This window comes from Natrinema sp. DC36 (assembly GCF_020405225.1).
Taxonomy (GTDB): Archaea; Halobacteriota; Halobacteria; order Halobacteriales; family Natrialbaceae; genus Natrinema.
Genome location: NZ_CP084472.1, coordinates 553722 through 576523, shown reverse-complemented (window position 1 = coordinate 576523; position 22802 = coordinate 553722). Strand labels below are relative to the sequence as shown.

At 57.2% G+C, this 22802-nt stretch carries 30 protein-coding genes; 12 read left to right on the top strand and 18 right to left on the bottom strand.

Going from position 1 to position 22802, the window contains the following annotated elements:
* The first annotated feature begins 83 nt into the window (after positions 1–83).
* From LDH74_RS03020 to LDH74_RS03000, 5 genes are all read left to right on the top strand, one after another.
* Positions 84–602: a hypothetical protein gene (locus LDH74_RS03020; protein ID WP_226041160.1), complete on the top strand. Its 519-nt coding sequence runs from the start codon at positions 84–86 to the stop codon at positions 600–602.
* A complete protein-coding gene (locus LDH74_RS03015; RefSeq protein ID WP_226041159.1) occupies positions 602–916 on the top strand; it encodes a hypothetical protein in 315 nt (104 codons plus the stop codon). Before LDH74_RS03020 ends, LDH74_RS03015 begins: the two co-directional genes overlap by 1 nt.
* A complete protein-coding gene (locus LDH74_RS03010; RefSeq protein ID WP_226041158.1) occupies positions 913–2310 on the top strand; it encodes a hypothetical protein in 1398 nt (465 codons plus the stop codon). The genes LDH74_RS03015 and LDH74_RS03010 overlap by 4 nt, the downstream gene beginning before the upstream one ends.
* Positions 2311–2514: 204 nt before the next feature.
* Positions 2515–2760, top strand: coding sequence for a hypothetical protein (locus tag LDH74_RS03005; protein ID WP_226041157.1), 246 nt, complete (start codon positions 2515–2517; stop codon positions 2758–2760).
* Between the two features lie 41 nt (positions 2761–2801).
* Entirely contained in the window at positions 2802–3773 is a 972-nt protein-coding gene (locus tag LDH74_RS03000; protein ID WP_226041156.1) for a hypothetical protein, read from the top strand.
* Positions 3774–4041: 268 nt separating this feature from the next.
* Here the strand turns inward: LDH74_RS03000 and LDH74_RS02995 are convergent, their stop codons facing one another.
* The 16 genes from LDH74_RS02995 to LDH74_RS02920 all read right to left on the bottom strand — a co-directional run bounded on the left by LDH74_RS02995 (position 4042) and on the right by LDH74_RS02920 (position 12406).
* Positions 4042–4422, bottom strand: a complete 381-nt coding sequence (locus LDH74_RS02995) for a hypothetical protein (protein ID WP_226041155.1) — start codon at positions 4420–4422, stop codon at positions 4042–4044.
* Entirely contained in the window at positions 4419–5033 is a 615-nt protein-coding gene (locus LDH74_RS02990; protein WP_226041154.1) for a hypothetical protein, read from the bottom strand. The genes LDH74_RS02995 and LDH74_RS02990 overlap by 4 nt, the downstream gene beginning before the upstream one ends.
* A gap of 2 nt (positions 5034–5035) precedes the next feature.
* Complete coding sequence (locus tag LDH74_RS02985; RefSeq protein ID WP_226041153.1) at positions 5036–5194, bottom strand: hypothetical protein; 159 nt, start codon at positions 5192–5194, stop codon at positions 5036–5038.
* Between the two features lie 26 nt (positions 5195–5220).
* Positions 5221–5370, bottom strand: coding sequence for a hypothetical protein (locus LDH74_RS02980; protein WP_226041152.1), 150 nt, complete (start codon positions 5368–5370; stop codon positions 5221–5223).
* Positions 5367–5585, bottom strand: coding sequence for a hypothetical protein (locus tag LDH74_RS02975; RefSeq protein ID WP_226041151.1), 219 nt, complete (start codon positions 5583–5585; stop codon positions 5367–5369). Before LDH74_RS02975 ends, LDH74_RS02980 begins: the two co-directional genes overlap by 4 nt.
* Positions 5578–5931, bottom strand: coding sequence for a hypothetical protein (locus LDH74_RS02970; protein WP_226041150.1), 354 nt, complete (start codon positions 5929–5931; stop codon positions 5578–5580). Before LDH74_RS02970 ends, LDH74_RS02975 begins: the two co-directional genes overlap by 8 nt.
* On the bottom strand, positions 5915–6106 hold the full coding sequence (locus tag LDH74_RS02965) for a hypothetical protein (protein WP_226041149.1): 192 nt from the start codon (positions 6104–6106) through the stop codon (positions 5915–5917). Before LDH74_RS02965 ends, LDH74_RS02970 begins: the two co-directional genes overlap by 17 nt.
* 96 nt (positions 6107–6202) lie before the next feature.
* A complete protein-coding gene (locus tag LDH74_RS02960) occupies positions 6203–6454 on the bottom strand; it encodes a hypothetical protein (RefSeq protein WP_226041148.1) in 252 nt (83 codons plus the stop codon).
* Positions 6455–6531: 77 nt separating this feature from the next.
* The gene (locus LDH74_RS02955; RefSeq protein WP_226041147.1) at positions 6532–6687 is read right to left on the bottom strand and encodes a hypothetical protein; all 156 of its coding nucleotides are present in this window, start codon (positions 6685–6687) and stop codon (positions 6532–6534) included.
* Positions 6684–6911: a hypothetical protein gene (locus LDH74_RS02950; RefSeq protein ID WP_226041146.1), complete on the bottom strand. Its 228-nt coding sequence runs from the start codon at positions 6909–6911 to the stop codon at positions 6684–6686. Before LDH74_RS02950 ends, LDH74_RS02955 begins: the two co-directional genes overlap by 4 nt.
* 2 nt (positions 6912–6913) lie before the next feature.
* Positions 6914–7177, bottom strand: coding sequence for a hypothetical protein (locus LDH74_RS02945; RefSeq protein WP_226041145.1), 264 nt, complete (start codon positions 7175–7177; stop codon positions 6914–6916).
* Between the two features lie 138 nt (positions 7178–7315).
* On the bottom strand, positions 7316–8047 hold the full coding sequence (locus LDH74_RS02940; RefSeq protein WP_226041144.1) for a hypothetical protein: 732 nt from the start codon (positions 8045–8047) through the stop codon (positions 7316–7318).
* Positions 8047–8280: a hypothetical protein gene (locus LDH74_RS02935; protein ID WP_226041143.1), complete on the bottom strand. Its 234-nt coding sequence runs from the start codon at positions 8278–8280 to the stop codon at positions 8047–8049. Before LDH74_RS02935 ends, LDH74_RS02940 begins: the two co-directional genes overlap by 1 nt.
* A gap of 2 nt (positions 8281–8282) precedes the next feature.
* Entirely contained in the window at positions 8283–8567 is a 285-nt protein-coding gene (locus tag LDH74_RS02930; protein WP_226041142.1) for a hypothetical protein, read from the bottom strand.
* Between the two features lie 113 nt (positions 8568–8680).
* On the bottom strand, positions 8681–9529 hold the full coding sequence (locus tag LDH74_RS02925; RefSeq protein ID WP_226041141.1) for a site-specific DNA-methyltransferase: 849 nt from the start codon (positions 9527–9529) through the stop codon (positions 8681–8683).
* A 60-nt stretch (positions 9530–9589) separates the two neighbouring features.
* Positions 9590–12406 carry a DNA polymerase domain-containing protein gene (locus LDH74_RS02920; protein ID WP_226041140.1) on the bottom strand — a complete coding sequence of 939 codons (2817 nt, stop codon included), beginning with the start codon at positions 12404–12406 and terminating at the stop codon, positions 9590–9592.
* A 141-nt stretch (positions 12407–12547) separates the two neighbouring features.
* On the opposite strand from LDH74_RS02920, the gene leuS reads away from it, so the two are divergent.
* From leuS to LDH74_RS02890, 6 genes are all read left to right on the top strand, one after another.
* A complete protein-coding gene (gene leuS, locus LDH74_RS02915) occupies positions 12548–15283 on the top strand; it encodes a leucine--tRNA ligase (protein WP_226041139.1) in 2736 nt (911 codons plus the stop codon).
* A 188-nt stretch (positions 15284–15471) separates the two neighbouring features.
* Positions 15472–15765 (top strand): HalOD1 output domain-containing protein, encoded by a 294-nt coding sequence (locus LDH74_RS02910; RefSeq protein ID WP_226041138.1) that lies wholly within the window; start codon positions 15472–15474, stop codon positions 15763–15765.
* Between the two features lie 92 nt (positions 15766–15857).
* Positions 15858–16616 (top strand): J domain-containing protein, encoded by a 759-nt coding sequence (locus LDH74_RS02905; protein ID WP_226041137.1) that lies wholly within the window; start codon positions 15858–15860, stop codon positions 16614–16616.
* A 122-nt stretch (positions 16617–16738) separates the two neighbouring features.
* The gene (locus LDH74_RS02900; protein WP_226041136.1) at positions 16739–17341 is read left to right on the top strand and encodes a DUF420 domain-containing protein; all 603 of its coding nucleotides are present in this window, start codon (positions 16739–16741) and stop codon (positions 17339–17341) included.
* Positions 17342–17423: 82 nt separating this feature from the next.
* A complete protein-coding gene (locus LDH74_RS02895) occupies positions 17424–18323 on the top strand; it encodes a thiamine-phosphate synthase family protein (RefSeq protein WP_226041135.1) in 900 nt (299 codons plus the stop codon).
* Positions 18324–18327: 4 nt separating this feature from the next.
* Positions 18328–19041 (top strand): class I SAM-dependent methyltransferase, encoded by a 714-nt coding sequence (locus LDH74_RS02890; protein ID WP_226041134.1) that lies wholly within the window; start codon positions 18328–18330, stop codon positions 19039–19041.
* Between the two features lie 93 nt (positions 19042–19134).
* Here the strand turns inward: LDH74_RS02890 and LDH74_RS02885 are convergent, their stop codons facing one another.
* Positions 19135–19551 carry a thioesterase family protein gene (locus tag LDH74_RS02885; RefSeq protein WP_226041133.1) on the bottom strand — a complete coding sequence of 139 codons (417 nt, stop codon included), beginning with the start codon at positions 19549–19551 and terminating at the stop codon, positions 19135–19137.
* Positions 19552–19878: 327 nt separating this feature from the next.
* Positions 19879–20643, bottom strand: a complete 765-nt coding sequence (locus tag LDH74_RS02880) for a DUF6775 family putative metallopeptidase (protein WP_226041132.1) — start codon at positions 20641–20643, stop codon at positions 19879–19881.
* Positions 20644–20956: 313 nt separating this feature from the next.
* Between LDH74_RS02880 and LDH74_RS02875 the strand changes: the two genes are divergently transcribed.
* Entirely contained in the window at positions 20957–22513 is a 1557-nt protein-coding gene (locus LDH74_RS02875) for an alpha/beta hydrolase domain-containing protein (RefSeq protein ID WP_226041131.1), read from the top strand.
* Positions 22514–22802: the final 289 nt, after the last annotated feature.

Here is a 22802-nt window from a genome sequence, read left to right as displayed (position 1 = left end):
AACGGAAGCGGGTGAAATGCCGCCTATCAAATATCTAAATAGCATACAATATACAAAAAACCTCGATAGACCAGACAAAATATGTGAATACTGCCAAAAAGCAGGCGAGCATCTTCAAGATTATGAATCTGCTTAACGCTGACGACGACTGGATTGAATCGACACGTCGTTGGCTTTATCCTAAGCTACACCCATATCTGAAAAAGATCGGTGGATATGGTATCGGAACTGTTGGTGAAAATCAGTACGTTATGACAACCGAGATTAGTGAAGAACCACTCGAGGTGGAATTGGTTGATCTCGGTTTCGTACGCAATCCTATAGCGTGCTACAAGACTCTTGAGGACGGTCGAAAATCGGAAGGGTCGTGGGTCCTCTACCACAATGAAGCGCCTCAGATCGTCGCTGAGGGGATGCAACTACACGTTACGCTGTTCAATGATAATGGGGGTATGGGAATCTACGCCCATTACGAGCATGACTGGCGTGCTGATTGGTGGGCTCACCTCAATGAGAAAGACTTCAGCCCCGAGAAGGGTGTCGAGAAAGCGACCGAGGCGCTACATCCGATAGATAATGTAGAAGTAAAAACAGTTAAATAATGTCAGAATTTAGTTTTATAAGTTCAAAAGTTGACGTAGAAAGTGGTAGTAGTTTCATCCCAACCAGACACGATGATGAAGAAGATGTGTTCATTATCGACACGCTGATTTTAAGCGAATCGGTTGATGTGTTTTGGGAACGTGATGTTGACGAGGATGGTGAATTCGAAATATCGGTGAAACTCGATTCACTATCTTCTGGAATATCAAGCAATAATTCCATACCTGTTAATGAGTATAAGAATTCGCGTGTTAGAATTGTAAATACTGGCTCGGGTGTGGGGGACTTTACAGTTATGGGTGACCTTCTGTGAGTGGTCTAAACTCAACTGGATTGGGGGATCATGAGCAATTCGATTCGGTAAGTACAGGTGAGCTATCGAACATCGCTCGGTTCGTCTCTCCCGATGATTCGCTGTCCGATATCAACAGCGAACTCTCCACCCCTGGAGTGGTCTGGTTCAAGCAAGGCACATACTCGCTTAGTGGGACTGTCTCCGTGGGAACGGAAAACCTCACAATCGTCATCGAGGACGGGGCAACCGTTGAGTTGGCCGACGACGCTACACCGACGACGCTCATGGACGTACAGGGAGACGAGCACGATCTCCTCCTCTATAACAATGGCTACGATAGGGTTGATCTCATCTGCCGTGGAGAGTTAGACGGAAATCCAACGAGCCACACCACTCCGAAGGCATTTTACTGGGGTTCGTCACACGGATCTACACTCGATGGCCAAGGCGGTGAGATCCTTGGTGGCGTCGGATTCTTGACCGATTGTGACTCTGGTACAGTGAAGAACTGGCTAAGTACCTATGCAGGTGTTTCACAGGCAACTATCGGAGCGGAAGGGTGCCGTGGAACGACGTTCAAAAACATCAAGAAAGACGCATCTGACGGCGAGGCGCTTGACCTCAACGCTGCCAACGAGTACTGTAAGGTTGACACTGTAATCGGGATGGAGTGCAACGAAGTCTTGGACATCGACGCACGGAAAACGGAGATTCATAATGTCATTGGACGAAATGTAAGTAAACTCGTTGACATCAGTGGTGGCGGAGGGAATGGGCGCTTCAGCAGTCGGTACATCGAAAACGGAGACGGCATCACCGTAGACGGGATCAAGGGGGATTGCGGTGGCAACGCGATCTTCGTCAACGATACGAATAACAACACAGTGCAGGACCTCAAACTGCTGGGGATTGACATCGAGCAGACCGAATCCACAAACGATGTCCGCACCATCGACATCAATAGTGCTCACACCGACATGTGCAACGGGCTGAAGATCGAAGGGGCCGTCAGCCACCAGTCCACGGGAAAGGCTGCGGTGCAACTACGCGGATCTGGGCTGTCAAGTGGTCTGACTCTCGACCTCGATATCACAGCTCCGAACCAGAGTGGGATTTCGATTGAGTCGTTTGAAAATATCAGGGGGTCCGTGTATGTTCACGACTGCGGAGCAGACGGGTTTTTGACCACACAAAGAGTCAGCAACCTCGACATCACACTTCATACGATGAACAACGGCGGCGACGGAACCCAACTCAACGGCTCAGACCTCCAGATTAGTGGGGCAGCCTACGGTAACGGGGGGACGGATCTACTGCTTCAGGCTAACGCATCTTCCCCCGTCAGACTCGATATGCGATATGGGTCGTTCTTCGACGGGGGCAGTGTCGCTGTCGAGGCGAGTTATTCGTAATGTTCTGACGCCCTGTTGCCGCCGTTCGACACGCCAATCACACCTGAAAGAAAGTATATTTGGAATTTGGTAGTTATCGTGACGGGGGTGGGCCACCAATCGAAGTAACACGCAAGTAGTACGTAACAGTTAAGTAAGTACAGTTCTTATTAACGTATAGGGGGGAGTGCGGTGTGGTTTGGGGTCTAATGGTTCCAATTTTACATGGGAATAAAGACCTTAACAAAGAAGTTTATCGGAGAGCCGTGGTTGACCTTATTGTTTAGCAGCAAGGCGGTTGAAGAAATGGCGTATGCCTCGTCAGTGCTACCGCCAAAAATCGGTTTTCCGATCGAAGCACAGAAGATGCTGTCACTCGCCGTCGTTTCTGGCGTGTTGTGGTACTATTTTGGTGACGATGTCGAGGAGACAATTAACGAGACAGCGGAGTCTATCTCAGATGATGTATAACAGAACATTAAAGTGTACGCAGTACGTAAGTATATTATAAGATGAGTGTAAGTAGGAAAGTTCTGGACGGAGTTGGGCCAGACGGAATTGATGTCCGTCAATATACAGATCCTGATAATGGTGTCAAACTACCGTCTGTTACTACTGTCTTGAAGACTCGAGACGACGATAAGTCCAATCTATATGCTTGGCAGGATCGTAACGATGGTGAGGGTGACAACGCCCACCACGAGCATCTCTTTTGGTACAAGCGCAATCGGGGTACATTGTGCCACTGGTATGCCCTAAAGAAACTCGATGTGAATCTCGAGTGGTCTGAAGACGAAGCAGACTCATTCTGGGTTCTCAATAACATCGATAAGATCAATGACGATTCTGACATCTTCGTAGAAGATAGTCAACTCGGTGAGTTTGTTATCGACGGGTCTGACCACGAGGAGATTCACGACAGTTCTCCTCGAGACGTTCTTTACTCGGTCCTCAAATCACAACACGCTGTCGAGACGTGGGGTGAGTTTTATGATGAGTATGGGGCGTACGGAACCCACGACCATTATTCGGACGCCCTCACAGCACAGTGTAAGCGAGATCGAGAACACTTCGAGGATGTCTTTGACGAGATCGTCACGAAGCTTGGAATTGAGGACGAGCATGTACTTGCCGTCGAGGAATTCCTGTTCAACATCGAGGACGGATACGCTGGACAGGTCGATCTGGTGTACGAGTGTCCTGAGACGGGGGATGTTGTGGTCGCTGACCTGAAGACCTCCTCTGGCTGTTATGCAAAACACAAAATCCAAGGCTCTGCCTACGGGAATTCGGTGGAGAAACTACTCGGTCTTGACGTTGACCGATTAGAGGTGTGGCGCATTCATCCTGATAGCGGACAGTGGGCCGTTCACTGCCATGATGAACCGACCGAGATACATACGTCCAACTGGTGGAGGAAGTCGTTTGACGACCTACTCAGCGACTTCATGGACCTTGCAGACGACTTCGAGTATTCAGAATAATGACAGAGAAGCCAATTCACGAACCGTTCGAGTGTAGCGAGTGTGAAGGAGAGCTTATCTTAGATGGGGATGATAAGCGGTGTTCTGACTGTGGTCTCATCAACGGATATACCACAGTATCACGTACTGAAAGCCAAAACCCGTGGGAAGAGTGGTGGGACTACCGTCGAAACGATGATGACATTAGCGGTTGGTTCGGAAAAGACAGAATCACTATGGTCGGCGGATTTTTATCGCCCTGGTTTTCGGATGAAGGAGAGTTAGCGATCTAACGCTTTTCTGCAAACGTAACGTCTGTGAATTCGTAGTTGACCGTTCCAGCCAACTTTTCTCCTTCTGCAAAACTACCCAGATCAATATCGTAGTATATGTCTCTACAGTACCAGAGATACTTATATCCGTATAGAACTACAGTTTCTTCTTCTATACCACATCGCTCAAATTCTTTATAGATGGATGTGTAGCTATTTTCAACGAAGTCAAATTCTATCTTGAGTGTGTCCACCCCTTCATATGGGGTATTTAGACCGACACACAGACCGTCGATATCGTCTTGTTCGAGGTGGACCCTTGGGGTTTCGACTGCAAAACACCCCACCATAGCGGCAATTTGGAGATCCATCACCACTCGTGTTTCTATCTCGTTCATGCTGTTGCAGCCTCCGCCGAATCCAGTTCGAATGGTTGGATGCAGTGGTCTGGAACCCCAGTCTCGTATAAGATCTTTCGATGGTCGTCCAGGCCAGCGGTACTTGACTCCCAGTAGGATAGACACGGCTTCACCATAGAGATACTGTCAGAGGGCGTGAGACGAGCGCCATGCGTTTTCTCCTCCGCCTTGGTGATAGTAGACCATGCGTCGTCAAAGCCGCCCACGTCGCCCTCAAGACGCTTGAGTAGATATTCAGCGTGAAGGACGATGATCTCACGGTGGTCGAATTTGATACAGACGTATGCGTCTCCCCAGTTGGGTGTCCCCTCAATCAGTCGTTCAAGTTCCTCTTTCCCAGTTTCATCGTCATTCCCACCGCTCATAACGCTGACACGCTTTCCTTCGTCACCGCTACGTTTTTTCAGTTCGATGAAAGCACCGTGACAATGACCGTGATAATCTTGGGGCCATATTACCTCGAGATCATAGTACGTGTCTCGAGCGTTGCCAGAGTGGTCTGGAACGGCTGCATGGACGAACCGCTGATCGGTATCAACGACGATATCGTGAACTGTATCCAGTTCGAATGTGCGTCCTTTATTCGCCATTATCAGAGTAGTTGGGTGAGATGTCTAAGACCGTCAGACAGGATGAGGATCCCCACCAACATCATTGCTGTGTAGTATTTGTCTTCATATTCGTACTTTTCTCGGTCTTCGAACCAAGCCTTTGCGAATTCTACAGCACTGTAACCACCGACTCCAGTCATTACCGCTCCAAGTGTTAAGTCAATAATCATTCTTCACTCACCTCACTATCTGCCCGAATCGCATCCACATCCCAGTCAACTTCTTCTCTCATTTCTTTTAGTTCCTCCCACGCCTCTTCTGCTGTTTTTGAACCGTTCTTCGCTTGTTTAAACAACTCTGCTGCCCTATCGCTCATTCGAATGCCTCAATTGGAATTGTCAACTCTCCTCGGGTTCCGTCGTCGGCCTTAAATTCTATTAGGGTGTATCCGTCATTTTCCTTCACTCGTACTTCTGTGTCCCCGCCGAGGTCGAGGTGGGTACTTCCATTCGGTTTTGACGCTTTAAGTTCCCCGTCTACTGTATTGGCGTATTCAGACGGACCCAGTTTCTTGTATTCTCCCCTATGCATTACTCTTCACCCAGAAACACGTTCGCCCCCACATCTCACACCCAAAGGGCGGGTAATCGTCTTCAGGATCGTAGATTAGACCCCCCTCCGCTGCTCGACCCCAATCGTCTGGGTCGTGAACACTGTCGTTGGTGTGGACGTAGAGCGTGACCGCTTCATCGCACTCACAGTCGATTGCGTAGTACTTGTGGTTGTATACGTCGTCTGCCTCAATCCACTCTTCATCAGCGAACATAGGGCGGTCGCTGAGACACTCTTCAGTTACTTCGATCTCCTTCGTCTGATCGGGCTCTACGTCGCTGTAATCGTCTTGTCTATCGTGGTATAGTTTAACAGTTGCTTTCATAACAACTAACACTCTCTGCGATCTCGTTTGTCGATGTTGGTTCGTGCAATACCATTGCCATTAGTGCTGCACCAATTGTGATGTAGAAGAGCGCTTTTACAAACTCCTCAACACCACCGTCTGGACCGAAGAACGATGATAACCACTTCGGTCCTGTACTACTCTCCTGGCTCATTTCCGCTCGTTCAGATCGGTATATCTCATCACCCATTTGTTAGCATGATGAAGGTCAGTACAACCATCACTCCGAACACGATCTTTTGTATTCGATTCATACGTTGAATTTGACCACTGGGGAGAAGATGTGAACGGTCTTAAATTCTCCAGTCACCTTCGTCTCCCGCAGTTCTGGATTGCCGAACGTTGCTGTTTCATCTCCCTCAAGCGTGAACGACACCATCTTGTCCCACGGTGGGAGGAACGCATTGTGTTTGTTGAATTCGAATATGACGAGTGGCATGACCTGTTCACGGTGAACCTCACCGTAGAACACGTTCTCGGGCTCCGTTTCGACGTATTCCATGTCGAACACTCGTTTACATTCGAACGTCGCTGTGGGGCTCTCACCAATACGTTCTTTTAACTCGTCTGAGGTGTAACTCATTCCTTGTATCGAACTTCAACAGCCTGTTCTGTTTCACCATTTGGCGTCGTACCATCACGGATGTTGAAGTACGTCACATTTTCCTCGTTGTTCTCGATATCGTCAGCCGTATCTCGAAGGATGTCAGCGATATTTTTGTTGTGGTCGTTCATTCTTGAATCTCCTCGAGATCGATGAGCCGAGTTGTTTCAGCGTCTTGAGTGATTTTTGTTTCAAGTTCAAATCCAATCTTCACCACATCATCTGATTCTACAATTACGGAATCTGCGGCAGAATCAATGAGTGCTTCACCATCTTCGATATCATTTGCAAGGGTGTGAAGCGCTTCAATGATGTCTTCGGAGTTGATATCGTACGACGTAACCAGTAGTCCCATTATTATCGTGCCTCCTCGACAGCGTTGTGAACGTCATCTTTCACTTCGTCGTAGGCTGCTTGTTTTCGCTGTTGAAGGTCTTCATCATCGATCGTCTGCCCCATTCCAAACTCGTCGTCGGCGGTGTCGGTATGAGACCACGCCGAGGGCCACGAATATCCGTATAGTTCTACACCATCGTTTTGTGGAACGAATCGCACACCAACACCGTTTGACGCTTCTGCTTTGATCCGAGTCACACGGATATCGTCTTGGTCAAAGAACATTGTTTACACTCTATAGTAGGGTATCAAGCAATAAAAAGGTATCGAAATGGTAACTACGTGACTACAACAGATTGAGTGCCGCCCACACAAATAATACGACTGGGGTGAAGTAAATTAAAGCAATAAAAATTTGGTCACTCATAACACCTTTTCTGTGATGTAATCGAGGTTGTCGTATAGATCCTCGTTAGTACTCACGACGAGATTGCCGTCTGGTGCTCGAAACGTTCGATCAACAAGCGGGCAGTCACGTGCTGCGTCTTTACACTCGCCGTACGTGAGTCGGAGATCATCATCACTGTCGTAGTGGCGAGCCAGTTCTCCCCAGTACCAGTCGTGTGGAACTTCCATGATGATGTTCCGCTCACCCACCTCCTCGCTTTCCAAATCTACGAGTGTAAAGTACAGGAACACAGGAACGTCGTACGCCTCAGCCCAGTAGGAGTAGTGGGTGAGGTGACGGAGGTTGAACTTCCCAAGCCAGTCGGGGTTAGCTTTTGTCTTGATGTCGCACACGCCCTTGAGATCGTACTCTCGTTCTCCCTCGACGTGTTCACTGATTAGACCACCATCCGCCGCCACGCCTTCTTCAGACGACTTTGCAATGGACGCATCAGAGGGCCAGAACGTTGGCGCTCCGTAATCCCCTTGCGGTTCCCACAGCCGTAGGTCCATCTTATTGTCGAATATGAGCCCGTCTCCATCGTCGTGGCGCTGGTCGATGCCCCAGTTTTCTACCTCGAGACCAATCTGGTGGAGCCGCCCAGTGAGGTATGCTTCACCGATATCGTGCTTATCGTAGTTATTGACGAGACTGTTCCACTCTTCACGTTGCAGATCTTCGGGGTCCAATCGTTCTCTTCGTTCCATTACAATTCCTCTGCTGCGTTGAGTAGGCGTTCTGCCACCCTTTCGCTGATCTCATCTGGAACATGATCCAGACCAATGTTGTCGCGTTCAAACACCAAGTCTCCATTCTCGTATATCTTTACACTTATCTTGTAGAGAGTTCCAGTAATTTCATTGAAGTGAAACTCGTACTGCTCTGTACATCGTTCACCGTAGAGGTTCGCCCTTGTCTTCTGAGTTACTTCGAATGTCATTGTTACAGTGAATCAGTATCTCCTTCAGCCCAGTCCATCGCATTCTTCATTGCCTGGAGTTGGGTGTACTCGAGGAGGTTGATGTCTTTTAGAAGGTCGTATTCCAGTTCGTCACGGACTTGCCAATACTCACCGTTCTCACTATCTCGGATGAGGAGTAGTCCAGCCCGCTTTGCCTGCCAGATGGACAAGACGAGTGGTTTCACAGCGTGCTCAGATTCCGCATCACGTTCGATGCGGTTCTCGATGATCGAGATACCGCCCTCGATCTCCTCGTCAGTACGCATAGTACTTCCCTCCGTGGAATGCGTTCGGGAAGTTAACTGGTAATACAGGCCAAGTTGGACTTTGCATACCCAGTAGTAGGGCGTCTGGCTACAAAAAGGTTACTACTTGGTAACTACGCGGCAGCCACTTCTGCCTCAGATGTCTGGGCGTATTCCTCACCAATTTCAACACCGATATAATTTCTATCCAATTCGTCTGCAACTTTACCCACGGTACCAGATCCAGAGAAGGGGTCCAGAACAGTTCCACCTTCGGGGACACATGATTCGATGATCGGTTTTACAAGTTCCTCTGAGAACGTTGCATTGTGACCATCGGTGCTGCTCGATGTCGGTGTCTTCACCACATCACCTGGGTTCTTCTTCCCACCAGTCTTTGCCTCCACCTTAATGCTGTCGAGATCAAAGTAGTAATCCTGATCGACGGTGAAGAAGTAGAAGTGTTCCCACGACGTGTTCAGTCGATCTCGAACTGGGTGTGGGACAGGGTTGGACTTGTGCCACACCTTATCGTTTCGTAGAATGAAATCGTAGTCGTCAACCATCTCTATTACAAATCGTTCTGGCACGAGACAACGGGATTTTCGTGGAATAGACACATCGTTGTTCCAGTAGTTCTCCTCTGGGACAAACGATTCTTTAACATCCTCAGATGGGTCTTTCCACGCACCGTTGCCACTTCCAGAGTATTTGTCGTCAATGTTCACCCACATGGACCCGCTGTCCTTCAGCGCATCTTGATAGGAACTGAAAATCTCAGTGAGGTGGGAAACATAGTTCTGCGGAAACGGCTCTTGACCCAATTCACCATACCATCCGTCAGGCCACTCCATACGGGCGTCGGGGTACTTCCGCATCTTCCAGTACGGTGGAGATGTGATAATCGCATCGACGCTGTTATCGTCTAATTCATCACCGTTGGCAATGGAGAGCGCGTCCCCATGAATGATGGTTCCGACCATTACACATCAATAGAGGGACTGTGGTCATAAAAAGGTTACTACTTGGTAACAACTATGCAACTACATGAACGATGTGATGTCCGACTGTTCGCTGTCACTCAACGCTTCGTCAAATGACCAATTCAGCGGTCCCATGATCGGCCGCAAAGGATCTCGAAGCGTCTTCTCGATCATCGTATCGTAGTCAACGATGAACTCGTCTGGCACCCTCTCAGGATGCTCTACGGACAGCGCATCAACGACATCGCCGTCTTCTGCGGTCTCGGCGCTGTAGGTCTTCGGCCAATCGCCACGGACCTTGTCTATCGCAAGGAACTGTGGCTTCGAACCCTCACCCATCTGCTCCCAATCGAAATTCTCGTTGGCGTACTTAGCACCTCTGTAGGTGCTCGAGGGGCGTTTAGAGGCGCTACCGTACTCGCTTGGGTCCTGCCCCATCCCCTTCGGACGGGCGATATACGACAGCGGTTTCTCACCGTCTTTGATCTGCTCGACTGTGTTTTGTATCGCGTCATACGCTTCACGACGGGCCTCTTCACCATCATCGATACGGAGGATGGTCTCGATAACATCACTGACCATCTCCCGAGTAACGACAGCCCGATCAGACCGAACCACGTCGATTCCAGTGAAGCTCAATTCTGGTGGGTCGAGCCACTCACCTTCGTCCCAGGCGGTGATCTCTGCATATCGCTTCTTCGCTTTTTCCTTCGTGACGCCTTCTGGAACGAACAACCAAGGAGAGTAAGACTCAATCTCCAGTTCGATATACGTCCCATCACTGTTGAATTCTTCAGCGGCAAACTCATCGTAACTATCGTTGACCATGTCACACGCCTCGATAGCGAGATCAACGATCTGTTGCTGCTCATCCCGATTGGAAGCGTTCATGAACGGAATGCTTGTCATGACACTGTCCGTGTCTCCACCGACCTGATAGGCGTTCCGACCGTCGTAGTCGTACTTGTCCTTCAGTTCGTTGAGCGAGTTGACGTACTTCTCTGCGGAGTGTTGAATGACCTTTCGACCGTAGAGCGTAATCGACTCAGCGACACGCCAATCGAACAGGCGGTATCCTTTCCCGTAGGAATCGCTGTCGCCGTAGACGCCCCACACGGAGTTGACGACCTGTTTGACAGGACCGTAGAGGTCGGTTCCATCGTAGTCGTCCTTCAGACCCATAACGTGGTCCACGACCTTGTTCATGAACCCCTCCTTAATTTCAGGCTTGAGGTAGTAACATTTCTCGTACTCTGGTTCCGCAGCCCCGTCCATATCTGGTGGGTTCTTCACGTTGTCTGGACGGGTGTCGATATACGACCACCGACAGTCTTCTTCGGTGTACTCAGACGCCTCGAGATCCTCTGCGGTGCCAATAATCGTCTCTGGGGAGAGGTTGCACGTACGGAAAGCGTTCGGATATTCCGACCACACGTCGGGGTAAACGGCGTTCGGGTGTCGCCCTAACTCTGGTTCGAAGACGTAGCCGCCGTAGAACCACCCACGTTCTGGTTTCTCGTTCGTGGGGAGAGCGACGTTACGCTCGTGTGCAAAGCGAAGGATGTAGTGATCGAGAAGGTCGATATTGTTGTGACAGTCACCCCACTGCGCCCCAGTAAGCTTTCGGAGGTTCTGGAACAGATCGGTGACGCCCGCTGCTACGTCGATTCCGAGGACGGCCTGAACGTCACGAATGTTGTATTCGATGAACGCGGCTGGATCCCGCTTCCAGGCGTCGTCAATATCCTCCATTTCCAACTTACCTATCGGCAATTCTTCGGAGGAGATGTTCTTGAGCCCGTATCCGCCCTTGGGTTTCGACCAGCGTGTTTTCTTATACGCTTTCATCTGGTCATGAAACTCTACACCCTTGGCTCGAGGACCCCAATGGCTGTCCCACACCTCCCCAAACGGAGACCAATCTCGGTAGGACAGATCGTTCTTGGACTGACAACGGTTGATGAGGTACGGAAAGTCGAACGGCTTGCCTTTGTCCGTACAACTCGAATTCCATCCGCTCAATAGGTCTGGGCGTCGTGCTTCAACGTACTTGTTGAAGTTATGACGCATGTCGCCCTCGTCACTGAAGACTTTGACATCCTCAATCGGGACTGTGAGATCTTCGTAAATCGGCTCTCCATCGTCGTCCTCATCGATTTCGACGGAGATAGTTTCTGGCCGATGATCGATAACGAGGTTTTCTACTTCAACGTCGCTGTAGTCCCAATCGGGATGTCGTAGGACCCACACCGTATAGGCGTCCGTGTGACTGTCGTGAGCGGTGATTGCGGTGACTGGATGATCTGCATCAGATGGGTCTGGAAAACCGTCTGGCGACTCCACCTCGATGTCTATCGTGACCGTACGTGGGTCGGCTTTCCACGTTGGTTCCTCGACGGGTGTGACATCATCGACGTTGACTCGGTAGTCTCCTTGACACGATTGTGGTTCCCACGTCTCATCGAGATCGACTTCGAAGTGGGTTTTGATCCCAGTATCGATAAGAAAACGATTGACGTAAAATACGTCTGCTTCCCACGTTTTATCAAAGTATTCTCGAAGCCCCTTCTTGTCGTTTTTCCCATTGATCTGGCCTGGGAGGTTGCAGTATACTTTGACGAGTGACTGGCCTTTAATCGATTGGTGGCCTTCTTCGGCGTAGTCTACCCAATCGTTGTTTGCTACTCGTTTCGAGTAGGCGTCTTCAGGGATATAAAAAGAGGGTTTATGACCGACAATTTCAACGTGTCTCTGTTCACCTTCTTTGTCTCGAGTCAGCGTGTGGATAATTGGCTTACCAAACTCATCCTCGTGCTCGATATTCATCAAGTGGAGTTCTTCAGTATTCTCCTCGACAAAATCACCTAATCCAGACATCCTCTTACTTACCAAGTACGTACCGACTACTTATAAGTATTTCGTATTGTGAAAGACTTTTCTGTAAACATGATCTATACGGAACTGGGGTCGGATCATCTTCACCCATGTCCACCCGACCCCACTTACTTTCAAGAATAATTGTATCTATTTCACAGATACTGGCAGTACGTCTGGGAGCGCGACGACGTCTACGCGCTCGACGAAGACGCCGACGATCCGACCTACGTCCTCGGCATGTTTCCCTACACGTCGGGGACGCTCCACATGGGTCACATCCGTAACTACGCGATCACGGACGCCTACTCGCGCTATCGCCGGATGCGAGGCGACGACGTGCTCCACCCGATGGGCTGGGACGCGTTCGGCCTCCCCGCGGAGAACGCCGCGTTCGAGCGAAAGACCGATCCCGAGTCCTGGACGCAGGCGTGTATCCGGCGCATGCGCGAGGAACTCGAGACGATGGGCTTCGGCTACGACTGGTCGCGTGAGATCACCACCTGTGAGCCGGAGTACTACCGGTGGAACCAGTGGCTGTTCAAGCGGCTCTACGAGGCCGGACTCGTCGAGTACGAGGCGGCGACGGTCAACTGGTGTCCCGACTGCGAGACCGTCCTCGCCGACGCGCAGGTGGTCGAGCGCGAGGACGAACGCGGTGGGTCCTCGGATCAGGGGAGCAGCGAAGCCGCGAGTAGCGACGGGGAACGCGTCTGCTGGCGCTGCGAGACGTCCGTCGGGCGGCGCGAACTCGACCAGTGGTTCCTCACGATCACCGACTACGCCGAGGAACTCCACGAGGGGCTCGCGGACCTCGAGGGCTGGCCCGACGGCGTCCGCGAGATCCAGCGCAACTGGATCGGCCGGCAGGAAGGGGCCCGGATCACGTTCGACGTGTCCGACTACAGCGGCGATGGGAGCGACGGCGATGGCGACGGTGACCGAACCGTCGACGTGTTCAGCACCCGTCCGGAGACGGTCTACGGCGCGACCTACCTCGCCGTCTCGCCCGGACACGAACTGGCGCGGAAACTGGCAGATTCGGACGAGGCTGTCGGTGAGTACGTCGAAACCGTTCGCGAGCAGGACCCGGACGAAGTCGGCTTCTCCGGCATCGAGACGGACGCGACCGCGGTGCATCCCTTAACCGGGGCGGAACTCCCGGTCTACGTCGCCGGCTACGTCCTCGAGGACGTCGGCACCGGTGCCGTGATGGGCGTTCCCGGCCACAACGAGCGCGACCACTCGTTCGCGCTCGCACGCGACCTGCCGATCGAGCGCGTGATCGTTCCCGACGACGGGAGGGCCGAGTCCGGCGTCGAAAGCGAGGCTTACACCGGCGAGGGAACGCTCGAGGGAAGCGGCGAGTACGACGGACTCGAGAGCGAGACGGCCCGCGAGCGGCTCGTGACCGACCACGACGCGCTCGAAGAAGACACCACCTACCGGCTGCGCGACTGGCTGATCTCCCGGCAGCGCTACTGGGGGACGCCGATTCCGGTCGTCCACTGCGACGACTGCGGGCACGTGCTCGTCTCCGACGACGACCTCCCCGTCGAACTCCCGGAGTTCGTCCGGACGACGGGCAACCCGCTGGACGCGGCCGAGGAGTGGAACGAGACGACCTGTCCCGACTGTGGCGGGCCCGCGCGCCGCGAAACGGACACGATGGACACCTTCGTCGACTCCTCGTGGTACTTCCTGCGCTTCCTCTCGCCGGACCTCGCGGACGCGCCGTTCGACACCGACCGCGCGGACGACTGGATGCCCGTCGACGTCTACGTCGGCGGCGAGGAGCACGCCATCCTCCACCTGCTCTACAGCCGCTTCTTCACGAAGGCGCTGGCCGATATCGGCCTCCTCGAGCAACGGGAGCCCATTCGGGAACTCAAGAGCCAGGGGACGGTGCTGTACGACGGCGAGAAGATGTCCAGTTCGAAGGGGAACGTCGTCGCTCCCGAGGAGTACGGCGCGGAGACGACACGGCTGTTCGTGCTCTCGGCGGCCCACCCCGAGCAGGACTTCGAGTGGACTGCCAACAACGTCCGCGGGGCCTACGACCTCCAGCAGGCCCTCTACGGGATGGCGGCGGACTTCGTCGAGGCGGGCGACACCCGCGTCGAACGGCGAGATCACGACGAGTACGTCGACCGGGAGATCGATCGGACGATCGCCGCGGTCACCGAGGAGTACGAGCGGTTCCGATTCCACCGCGCGGCCACCGAAATTCGGGAACTGGCGCGCCTGCTGCGGCGCTACCGCGAGTACGACCGGCCACACGACGACGTCTACCGGCGGGGAATGTTGACACTCGCCGCGATGATCGCGCCGATGGCCCCGCACCTCGGCGAGGAGTGCTGGAACAAGCTCCGGGGCGACGGACTCGTCGTCGAGGCCGACTGGCCCGAACCCGACGGCGACGCGTCGGCCTACCGGCTCGAGCGGGGACTGGTCGAACGGACGCTCGAGGACGTTCGGGACATCGTCGACGTCGCCGCGATCGACGAACCGGAACGGATCGAGCTGGTCTGCGCTCGCGAGTGGAAGTATCGGGCCGCCGAACTCGTCGACGAGGCGGCGTCCGCCGACGCCCACGCGGTCCCCGATACCGACTCGATCGTCGACCGACTCCTCGCGGCCGACGGCGTCGCGGCAGACCGCGAGACCGTCGGCTCGTTCGTCGGCCGACTGGTCGGCCGCGACGGCGGCCCGGAACTCGGACAGCAGCCGGGCGCGAATCGCGAACTCGAGGTTCTCGACCGCGCGAGCTGGCTCGTCACCGACGAGTTCGGTGCGGACGTCACCGTCCGCCGGGCGGCCGCTGACGACGACCTGGCGGAGAAAGCGCGGCCGGGCAAACCCGCGATTCACATCGAGTAGCTCGCTTTTGCGTTCGATCTCGGGCGATGGTATCGAGTCTCGTCCAACGAGGTTCGGTTTTGCACGAGTGGCTTCGAACCCACACGAGAGATCCGCGTTTGTGGGGGAGCGATCGGATTGTCGTCTGGGGACACGACTCATCCAAGAAGGATAGTTTTATTCCACCGGATTTGGAAGGGTCGAATACGATGGTGGAGGGTGGCGATAGCGTCGGCGCGCCGTCAGCGGTGCCGCCGAGTCAGGCAGTGATCGAAACGGTTGCCGAGGCCGAGGGCGTGCAGCCGGCGGAACTGGCGCCGCCGCAGTACGAATCGCTTCACGCGGTCGTCGATCCGACGTCGCTCGACGCGCTCTTCGCGGACCGACCGAACGGCACGAACAGACCGGATGGAGCCGTCTCGTTTCGTTTCTGTGACTACCACGTCACTGTCGATCGGAACGGCACGGTCACGCTCGAGGAACCGACCGAACCCGCGGACTGAGGTGACGGACGGTCGAAGTACGATTTCTAACGGATGGGGTCGACGGTAAACACGGAAAGACTCTTTTCGACGAAGCATCGAGTACTCCATCGATGGAGAGCCACTACGAGGTCCTCGGGCTGTCGCCGGACGCCGACGACCGGGCGGTTCGTCGGGCCTACCGGCGCCTGTTGAAGGTTCATCACCCCGATCAGGGTGGCTCTCGAGAGCAGTTTCTGCGGATCAAGGACGCCTACGAGGCGATCCTCGGCGAACGAGCGCCGGGCGACCGCGAAACGGACGGCGGCGCGATCACGCGGGGCGATTCGAGTTCCGACCGTCGACCCAATCCGACCTACGATCCCTCCGAGCGTGTCAAAAGCGGCGACCGCGAGTACGAACTGACCGTCAGCGGCGAGTACCTCACGCTCAGCCTCGCCGGACTGGTCCACAATGTCGATCTCGCCTCGCTGGTCGACGGCCCCATCACCGTCGCGACCAGGCGGACGGTGGCCTTCTTCCGCGCCCACAACACGAGCTCGCGGCCGCTTCCCTGGCGGGGGAAAGCGAACACGAGTTTCTTCGGCGACGACGGCTTCCTCTACGAGGGCTCGAGCATCGTCGCTCCGCACGCGAACGACCTCCCCGAGCGCTGGACCGGCACCGACGTCGAACTCGAGCCGGGCCGCGCGGTAGACGGCGTCGTTATCGCCCAGGAGCTCCCCGACGACGTCTCCCTCGATCAGGTGATGTACGCCCAGCACGTCCCCGACGAGGACTCCGATGGGATCGCGGACACGGAGCGCTACCTCTTCGAGCTGAAGCCGCTCGTCCGCGAGCGGTTAAATCGGTTCCCGTTCGCTCGAGACTGAAAAATTGGTTCTCGAGGCTCGTTCGCTCGAGACCGAGCCTCGAGCGCCGACTCGCGTGCTGGGCGTGTGCGAGCCGTGCTGGAACAGCAAACGTGATACGGCGGTGCTCCGAACGTCCGATAATGGCAACCGCTGACGCGAGACGCCGGCTCCGCGAGCGCCCGATTGGCGTAACGGTCCTCCTGACGATCGTCGGCTACGCGCTGGTGCTCGGGACGTTCCTGCTCGACGTGCCGATCTATCCCGATCTGACGAACGCGCAGGTCAACCTGCTCTCTCACGTGATCGCGGTCATCAACACGACAGCGACGGTAGTGCTGCTGTCGGGCTGGTACTGGATCCGCGCCGGCGATGTCGAGAAACACCGGCTAGCGATGGTCTCGGGGTTCGTCCTGATCCTGGGCTTTCTGGTCGTCTACCTGCTCAAGGTCGGCGGCGGCGGAACGAAGGAGTTCGTCGGCCCCGAGGGGATCTACTACGCCTATCTCGTCATGCTGGCGATCCACATCATCCTCTCGATCGTCTCGGTGCCGGTCGTCCTCTACGCGCTGATCCTCGGACTGACCCACACGCCCGCAGAGCTCCGGCAGACGCCCCACGCCAGAATCGGTCGCATCGCCGCCGGCGCGTGGATTCTGAGTCTCTTCCTCGGCGTGGTCACCTACGTCCTCCTCAATCACGTCTACGACTACGAGTTCGCGGCGATGCTCGTGCCGATCCTGTGAGCGACTCGAGTCGGCGACGCGAGTCGGTTCACCGAACGGACCAACAGTTTCTCCCGTCAGCCGCCCGTACCCTGCACAACGAATGCAATTCGTCGAAGAAATCGTCGTGGACGAGTTCCTGCCCACCGTCCGATCGCTGCTGGCCGGCGATCTCCGAGAGCGCGGCCTCACGCAGAGCGAGGTCGCAGAGGTACTCGGCATCAGCCAGAGCGCCGTCTCGAAGTACGCCCACGGCGACGTGACCGTCAACGATCGCATCGCCACTGACGAGCGCGTCCGCGAACTCGTCGAGGAACTCGGAACGGGACTGGCGGCCGACGAAATCTCCCCGATGCAGGCCCTGATCGAGCTCGAGGTGCTGATCCGCGAACTCGAGGCCGGCGGGGACCTCCTCGCCCAACTTCACGAGGCGGCTGTCCCGGCGCTGGCCGACCACGGCTCGGGCTTTCGGGTGCACGATCCCGAGAGCGACCTCCGGACCAGCGAGCGGATCCTCTCGTCGGTCCGACGAGGGCTGCGCATCCTCGAGACGACTGGCGGGTTCACCGCGCTGATTCCCGCGGTCGGCTCGAACCTCGTCGCGTGCACGCCCGACGCCGACGACGTCGACGACGTGGCGGGCGTTCCGGGCCGAATATTCGACGTGAAAGGCCGGGCGACCGTCCCCGCGGATCCCGAGTTCGGCGTCTCCGAACACGTCGCGCGCGTCCTGCTGGCCGCGCGCCGTCACGGCGCGAACGTCTCGGCGGGGATCAACGTCACCTACGAGCCGGAACTGCTCGACGAACTGGCCGAACAGGGCCGCGTCGCCGCGGAGTTCGACGAATCGGGCGACGTCTCCTCGAGCGTCGGCGCGGCGATCGAAGAGGAACCCGAGGCGACGGTGCTCTACCAGACCGGCGGGATGGGGATCGAGCCGCTGATCTACGTCCTCGGCACCGACGCGGAGTCGGTCGCCGACACGATTCGATCGCTCGTTTGAGCAGATGGCGACCGAATCCGACTCCGCACAGGAGTTCTACGGCCGCTGGGCGCGCCTCTACGACCTGATCGCGCGTCGAACGCCCGGAATCGCACGACTCCGAAAGCGAGCGGCGGCCGCCTGCCGGCTCGAGCCCGGCGACACCGTCGTCGAGATGGGCTGTGGGACGGGCGCAAACCTGCCGTTTCTGCGCGAGCGGGTCGGTCCCGCGGGGACCGTGATCGGGATCGACTTCACGCGACCCGTGCTCGAGCGGGCCCGCGCGGCCACCGCGGCGTACGACAACGTCCACGTCCTACAGGGGGACGCGACGCAGCCGCCGGTGAGGGCTGCGCTCGAGGACGACGAAGGAGTCCCAGGGACGGACGACGACGGGGTCGACGCCGTCCTCGCGACGTTCGTCGTCGGGATGCTCGAGGATTCAGCGGGTGCGGTCGACGACTGGTGTGACCTCGTCGGCTCCGACGGCACCGTCGTGCTCGCTAACGCCGCCCGGAGCCGGGAGTGGTATGCGCCGCCGGTTAACGCCGTCTTCCGGGCGATCGTCGTCCTCTCGACGCCGCCGACGATGCAACTCAGATACGAGAGCGATCCCCACATCCGGCTCGACGAGAAAATCGACGCCGCACACGCCCGCCTCCGCGAGCGTGCGGTCGCCGTCGCGGACGAGACCCACATCTTCGGCGTCGTCCGACTGACGGGCGGGCGACTCGACTAGCGACCGAACCGTTTCGGACAAGAGGACGATATCTCCATTCGAACTCGCCGTCTCTTACTCGAACCGATGTAACGCCGGTGTTCGGTACTCGTTCTATCTACTGGCCACCGCCTCGAGTCCGTCGTGCTCCCGAATGCGCTGTGCTATCGCATGGGGGACCGGGCTCGGTCGTTCCGTGTCGGGATCAATGTGAACGATCGTCGTTTCGGCCGTCGCCGCGACGTCGCCGTCGACGCGGATCTCGTAGGACATGGTGCAACTCGAGTCGCCCAGCCGCGTCACCGAGAGCGCGACCGTGGGCTCGTCGCCCTTGGTGATCGGCCGCTCGTAGGAGAGCTGGAGGTCGACGATGACGAACGAGATCTCCTCGGGCTCGAGCCCGGCCACATCCTCGAGGTAGGCGGTCCGACCGGCCTCGAGGTAGCTCGCGTAGACGGCGTGGTTGACGTGGTTCATCGGATCCAGATCGCGGTAGCGAACGGGAACGTCGACGGTAAACTCGGCACTCATTGTACGTTTTCGGAGTCGGCTGAGACAAAAGTACGCACCGATTCCGACAATCGAATTGGACAGAGTGGGCAGTAAGTGATGCATCCGACTCGCGTTCTGTGCGAGAAAACGTCCTGCTACCGTGGCAACACGGGATCGCCACGCCCTCCTCAGCCGATTCGCTCGTTTCCGCTGGTCACTCGCTCATCCAACGGAAGACGCGTACGCGTCTTCCGAGCCGTTGCTCACTCCGTTCGCAAAGACCTCGCGCAATGTCGACTCGCGGCTCGCTAGTCGCTCGCCGCGATTCAGCGCGCGCCACCGCATGCCGAGCGCCAGCGGTGGGACTTACATCTCATACGATTGTGCGTGTTCACTGCAGAACGCCGGTTCGCGCAGTTGTGCGTCGATCAGGTCCTCGTGATAGTGGGCGTTGAATAGCCGACAGCCTTCCCGGTCGCAAAAGGGTTCGCCGGTCTCGAGGTAGTGGAACGCCTGCAGGGCGTACCCCTTCAGCGCGTCGGTGGTTCGCGGGTCGTCCTCGATCAGGAACTCGCCGTCGACTTGGTTCTCGAGGACTTCCCGCGGCGGCGCATCGCCCGACAGCAGCGCGTGGCGCTGCTTTTCCTTGTAGTACGCCTCCGGTTTCGCCGGGGCTTCGTAGAGACCCGGCACCGAGACCAGCGCCGGCTGTCCGAGCACGTTGACGCGCTTGTGCCAGCGACCGTCGTGGTCGCCCCACGTCCCGATCGCGCGGTCGAGGATCGCCACGTGGAGCGTCTCGAGGCCCCGTTCCTCGGCGGGGAGCGCCGCGTTGAGCGCCCGCTGGACGGCCGCGCCGTCGTAGAGGACGCCGCCTTCGCGTTCCGGGTGCTCGAGGGCGCGCTCCTCGTAGCGGATCGTCCCCAGCATCGTGTTGCCGGTCTCGCGCTCGTACGGCGAGGGAACCCGCGCCTCGGCGAATTTCTCTGGGAGGTCGTCTGTGCGGTGGGCCTCGAGGAATCGGTCCCGAACGCGCACGTCGGCGTCGACCCGCGCCCGTAACCAATCGGCTAGCTCGTCGACATCGGCGACCGTCGACGGCCCGCGGTAGCAAATAACTCGCTCGACCATATACTAACGCGTGGTACCACCGAGTGAAACAGTTACGATCGGACGCGGTTCGCGACGATCGAACTGACGATCCAACACGTATATAAATTATATTTGTCACGGTAGACGAGACCGGTCGTTCGGCGATACTGTCGGCCCTGGCGTAGTCACGACGCCACAATTCTGGCCCGGACGCCGTCCACAGTAAAAACACGCTCACTTCACAACCTAGTACTTTACGTTAAAAACCCATCTTCAAATTAATTTTCATAGGGTCAAATTAGTCTGGGACCAACGGATGAATATGTCCGATCGTGGTATGGCTGGGCGGACCATGGTAGACGATACGAACGATATCGACCGAACCGACTCGAGCGATCGATCGACCAAACCGAGTTACGGCCACAGGGCCTCCCGACGGGCCGTTCTCGGGAGTGTGGCGGGACTGACAGCGGCGGGCGTCGGGAGCGCAGGGGTGACCGCCACGTTCTCGTCGTCGGTCTCGAGTCCGACCGTCGAAGGACCGATCGAGGGCGGGAGTCGGACCGGCGGGCCGCTGCTCGCGGCGCCCCACGACCTCGAGTCGTACGGCTACGTCGAAGAGGAGTACTTCATCGCGGGCGAAGCGCGCCACGACGACTCCTTCGTCGACGGGGAACAGGCGAGGGAGACGAGCGAGTACAAGACGCGCGTCCTCGTCTACCGACCGAAATGCCGCAGGGATTTCAACGGCACCGTTACCGCCGAGTGGCTGAACGTCAGCACGCAGATGGACGCGCCGGTCGCGTGGCCGAACGCCTACGACTCGCTGATGCGCAACGGGACCGCCGTCGCGCTCGTCTCGGCACAGAAGGTCGGGGTCGACGACTCTCAGACCGACCAGGACCTGGTGAGTTGGGACCCCGAGCGGTACGGGAGCCTCCACCATCCCGGCGACCGATACGCGCTCGACATCTTCGCCCAGGCGATCACCGCGCTCAAGCCGCGCGGCTGGGACCGCTGGGACTTCGAGACCGATCCGCTGGGGCGGCTCCGGCCCGACAACGCCCTGGCGACCGGCCACTCGCAGTCGGCCTTCTTCCTGCTACGGTACATCAACCTGGCCGCGCCGGCGTACGGCGTCGTCGACGGGTTCCTGCCCGCGGGGAGCCCGCTCACGACGGCCCGGACCGACCAGGCGCCGATTCTGTGGTTCAACAGCGAGGACGAGGCCGCCGGCTTCGGGGATTTCTCGGGGAACGGCGACGCGCCGGAGATCGACATCCCGACGTCGGGGCTCCGCCTCGACGAGATGTCCATCGGGCCCCGCGACGACGAGGCCTACTTCGTGCTCTGGGAGGTCGCGGGGGCCTCGCACGTGAACAACTGGCTCAGGCGGTGGACCGAGGCGGTCCGCCGGCGGGACTTCCAGGGGCTCGAGCCGAACTGGGACCCCGAAGCCGCCGGTGACTACGGCCAGCAGCCCGACGGCACCTACGGCGAGTGCGGCTACAACTACTTCCCGGCGCGGTACGCCTGGCGAGCCGCCCTCGAACAGCTCCGGGAGTGGATCGCCCGCGGCGGCCGGCCGCCTCGCGCCGACCGCATCGAGCGCACCATCGACGACGGGGGCGTGACCCTCGAGCGCGACCGCTTCGGCAACGCCGAGGGCGGTCTCCGGCTCCCCGTGCTGGACGTGCCGGTGGCGACCTACGACGCCGCGAGCTGCGACCTGACCGGCCGGACCGACCGCTTCGACGCGGCGACGCTCGACCGGCTCTACCCGTCCCACGACGCCTACGTCACGGCGATCAGGACGGCGAGTGCGGCGGCCGTCAGGCGCGGCCACCTGCTCCCGAGTGACGCGAGGGACCTCCGGAAACGCGCCGCCGACTCGCCGATCGGCGAGTGACTGCCGGCGGTGACGACCCGGTGCAAGCGACCGTCGTCGAACTTTCCGTTCCGCGACGACAACCGGCGAGAACTGTTAGCGCACGAGGCCGCCGTAGAAGAGTTGCGTCGGGTCGCGAGGGAAGTGCAGGACGTTCCGCTGGCGTCGGTTGATCGAACGCGTTCGGCGTTCATCGACCGTCGGCGAGGCCCTCGAAGCCGACGGCCACCGCGTGGACCGACGGGGATGTTCCCTCGAGTTCCAGCCCGGCACGACGGGAACGCTGGTGGTCAGAAGCGGGGGTGACTGA